Genomic DNA, 4224 nt, shown 5'->3' on the forward strand with positions numbered 1-4224 from the left:
TTGGTGAAGCTTTTCCCAAAAAGCTTCAGAAGACGCCGCCTTTTCGAAAAAAGTCGGCGCCCCAAAACTTTTCTTATTTTTTATCAATGAGTTGTTTTCAAACACTCACTAAACGATTGGGAGGCCCCGGCATAGTGTCAGCGACGTCCCAAGTCATTCCAGTCGTGTCTGGCAGGTAAGGCCGTTTGCATCCCAATCCGCACCACCGTCAGTCTTTCGCCAAGCATAATTCAGACAATGCGTTGCAAAACTTTGTTTCTTTTCCATGGATTGACCAAGGGAGGCGAAGATATGCCGAATGGCGGTCCGGCCGATGTCAGCCCAGCCTGTTATGAGAAAGGATCATATGAAAACCCGGATCGCGATCATCGGGGGCGGGGCGAGTGGCGTTCTTGCCGCCCTTCATCTGGCGCGCAGAACTGACCCTGCAGGATTACTGGTTATCGAACCCCGACAGGGCCTTGCACGTGGCGTTGCCTATTCGACAACGGAACCCGCCCACCTGTTGAATGTGCGCGCGGGCAATATGGGCGCGTTGGCTGATGCACCGGAAGATTTTGTTGCATGGCTGTCACAGCGTGGGGATGGGGCGGCGGATGGCACATCTTTCATGCCGCGTATGCTGTGGGGGGAATATCTGGCGGCACGGTTCGCCACAAGCAATGTCCCTGTTCTTCATCAATGTGTGACCCGGCTGGAGAAACGTGGCAATTCGGCCATCCTCCATATGGATGACGGCAGCAGAGTAGAGGCAGGAAGAACGGTTCTTGCCATGGGACATGCGCTGCCGGTGGATATTCCATGTTGTGATGACGTTGTCCGTAACTCGGGACGATATGTCCGGGCTGTCTGGGACACATGGCCCCGCTGGCCAGAGGCGGATGCACCGGTTGTCCTTGTCGGTTCCGGCCTGACCGCGATTGATATCCTGCTGCGCCTGAGGGCCGGAGGATATGGCGGTGTTATCACGATGATCTCGCGCCATGGCCTGTTACCTTGTGCGCATGGCCCGGTTGAATCCGTGCCTGCCCCGGTTATTCCCATGGATACGTTGCCCACGGCACGGCAGTATCTGCATCACGTGCGTCTGGCCCTGAAAGATGGTGTATCGTGGCGGGCAGCCGTGGATTCATTGCGGCCCTGTAGCAATGCCCTGTGGGCGCGTTTGTCGGACAAGGAGCGATGGCGGTTCCGCAGGCATCTTTTTCATCGCTGGCATACGGCGCGCCATCGTATGGCCCCACCTGTTGCGCGGCGGATTGTCGAAGAAATGGCTTCTGGTCATCTCATTGTCCGCCGTGGCCATGTGGCGGCCGTGTCAGGGGATCGCCATGGCCTGCGGGTTCATGTACGAGCCAGCGAGGGGGAATATCATCTGATGGCCGATATGGTCATGAACTGCACGGCACCGGATACGAATTTCGGTCGCGTGGATAATCCGCTGTTGCATGAACTGTTTGCTCTTGGCATGGCGGTTCATGGTGATCTTGGCAGCACCTTTGCGACTGATGTCAACGGTGCGCTTTTTGGTCATGATGGGCAGGCGTCACCATGGCTGCATGCAATTGGCCCGTTACGTGCGGGAAGCCTGTTTGAAACTACGGCCATTCCTGAAATCCGCCAGCAGGCGCAGGCTCTGTCTACTTTTTTGTTTCCCACATAATATTGGGATGCCGGAGAAGATTTTTAGAGATTTTTTAAAAACAAATCATTGATAAAAAATAAGAAAAGTTTTTGGGTGCAGCCTTTTTTAAAAGACGGCGTCTTCTGAATATTTCCAGGAAAGATTCGCTAAAAATATTTATAATTTCAGCATGTTATTGAGGATATTATTTTCAAATAGCCTCTTGGAGACTGTTTAAAAAGGCAAGTCCCATAAGATCAAGAAATAACAAAAGTTTTTGGTGAAGATTTTTCAAAAATCTTCGAAAAACGTCGCCTTTTTTGATCGAAAGGTAACACCAGAAAACTTTTTTCATTTCACTTATGTAGTATTATGTTTATGGCGCAGTATATCTCTATCAAAATCCCGTTTTTCAGGAGGATGCATATCACGACTCTTGCTTATGTCACCAAGAGTTTTTTAAGGTGTGTTTTTTAAATCACTGTATTTATAGTATGTTGCAAGGAACGTCCCGAAAATTTCCCAGAGCGTCATGCAGGCTCTACGGACAAGTGTTCTGTATTTTGCCTGTTTCATTTAAAACTACATTACTAAACAAGAAAATATTAAAAACAGGCACGAAGATTTTTCCATTTTCCCTTGAAATTTTGTGTCTGGGCAGCCCGCCCAACATCCATGAATCGTGTTCCTATGCCTTTATTTTCCTGTGCCTGACATTCATATCGCGGCAACTTTTCTCTTCTACCTTACCGATACAAGTCCTGATCCCGGAGCCTGATGTCCGGGACGATATGATTGAGGTGCGGAGAATGAAAATCGAACGTCTTGCCATACCTGATGTCATTCTGGTGACGCCAGCGCGTTTTGGTGACACTCGCGGCTTCTTTTCCGAAACCTACAACCTGCATCGGATGGCGGATGCCGGCATCCATGCCCCGTTCGTGCAGGATAACCAGAGCCTGTCGCGGCATAAGGGGGTCGTGCGCGGGCTGCACTGTCAGCTTGCCCCCCATGCGCAGGGCAAGCTTGTGCGGTGTACCCGGGGGGCGATCTGGGATGTCGCGGTGGATGCGCGCATGGGCTCACCGACCTATGGGCAATGGGTTGCGGCGGAACTGTCGGAAGATAACTGGTCACAGCTCTGGCTACCGCCGGGTTTCCTCCATGGTTTTGTCACTATGAGCGATAATACCGAGGTGCAGTATAAATGCACGAGCCTGTATGACAAGGCATCGGAACGCGCTGTGATCTGGAACTGCCCCGAATTGAAGATCGACTGGCCCATCGCGCAGGAGGATGCGATCCTGTCGGACAAGGATAAGGTCGCGCCCGGTTTTGCCGCAGCCCATGGATGGTTTCCCCATGCGTGAGGCCCCAACGCTGAAACCGGTTCTGGTGACAGGGGGCAATGGTCAACTTGCCGTCTCACTGGCCGATGTGGGAGGGGCGCGCGTGATTAAGGTCGGTCGTCCAGATTTCGATTTTGACCGACCTGAAACCATCGACGCAGTGGTCGCGCGGTATGATCCGGCCTTTGTGGTGAATGCTGCGGCGTGGACTGCTGTGGATGCGGCGGAAACCGAGGTCGCTGCCGCATCCCGTGCTAACCAGACCGGGCCTGCTATTCTGGCAGCAGCATGTGCGGTGCAGGGGTGTGGACTGATCCATATATCGACGGATTATGTCTTCGCCGGGGACAAGGGCACGCCGTATGTGGAGAGTGACCCGACCTCACCCCGCACGGTCTATGGCGCAACGAAGGCGGCGGGGGAAACAGCAGTTCTGGCAGCATGCCCACAGGCCATCATCTTGAGAACTGCGTGGGTGTATTCGGCACATGGCAAGAACTTCGTTAAGACCATGATCTCCGCCGGGGCCAAAAACCCGAAATTGCGTGTGGTGGGCGATCAGTTTGGCAACCCCACCAGTGCTGATGATCTTGCGCAGGCCATCTTTGCCATCATCGCCCGGATTGAAGAAACGGGATGGCAGGCGGCTTATCCCGGCGTTTATCACGCCACCGCGCAGGGGGAGACGACATGGTATGGTCTTGCGGTCGCCACGTTGGAACAGGCCGCCCGTCACGGTCAAGCACTGCCGGAAATAGAGGCTATCCGTACGCAGGACTGGCCCACTCCGGCGGAAAGGCCGCAGGATTCCCGCCTGGATTGCACGAAACTGAAGCAGGTGTTCGGGGTCAGCCTGCCGAACTGGCGGCAGTCTGTGGCGCGGACAGTGGACAGGGTTTTGGGGGCTTGAAATTGGTGCGACAGGCCATGGGTTCTACAGGCCGGGACCTGCCCTGAAACCGGCCAGAGGGCTTTGCCCTCTGGAAACCGTGACTTGGTGCCGGGGCAGGTGAAAAAGCCTGCACTTCCTATACAGAGCCGGGATATTCCGGGTTTTCACAATTCAGGGGCAGACCGGAATATCGTGAAAATATCAGAATTTTTCAGTGAATATTTTTCAACATGCCTCAAGGGGGGGGGCTGCCGTCCTTGAGAAATGCAGCACCCCAGAATTTTATTTTCTTAGAGACTGTTTGAAAACAAGCTGTTGATAAAAAACAGGAAAAGTTTTTGGGTGCCGCCTTTTCTCAA

3 protein-coding genes are annotated in these 4224 nt (G+C 53.4%); all 3 read left to right on the forward strand.

The annotated features are described in order from the left end of the window. The first annotated feature begins 346 nt into the window (after positions 1-346). The 3 genes from B7G66_RS12925 (at position 347) to rfbD (ending at position 3883) form a co-directional block, all read left to right on the forward strand. Positions 347-1663, forward strand: coding sequence for an FAD/NAD(P)-binding protein (locus tag B7G66_RS12925; RefSeq protein ID WP_003616813.1), 1317 nt, complete (start codon positions 347-349; stop codon positions 1661-1663). A gap of 770 nt (positions 1664-2433) precedes the next feature. Next, positions 2434-2994, forward strand: coding sequence for a dTDP-4-dehydrorhamnose 3,5-epimerase (rfbC, locus tag B7G66_RS12930; protein ID WP_003616814.1), 561 nt, complete (start codon positions 2434-2436; stop codon positions 2992-2994). After that, complete coding sequence (gene rfbD / locus B7G66_RS12935) at positions 2987-3883, forward strand: dTDP-4-dehydrorhamnose reductase (RefSeq protein ID WP_003616816.1); 897 nt, start codon at positions 2987-2989, stop codon at positions 3881-3883. Before rfbC ends, rfbD begins: the two co-directional genes overlap by 8 nt. Positions 3884-4224 lie beyond the last annotated feature (341 nt).

It is taken from the genome of Novacetimonas hansenii JCM 7643, assembly GCF_000964405.1.
GTDB lineage: Bacteria > Pseudomonadota > Alphaproteobacteria > Acetobacterales > Acetobacteraceae > Novacetimonas > Novacetimonas hansenii.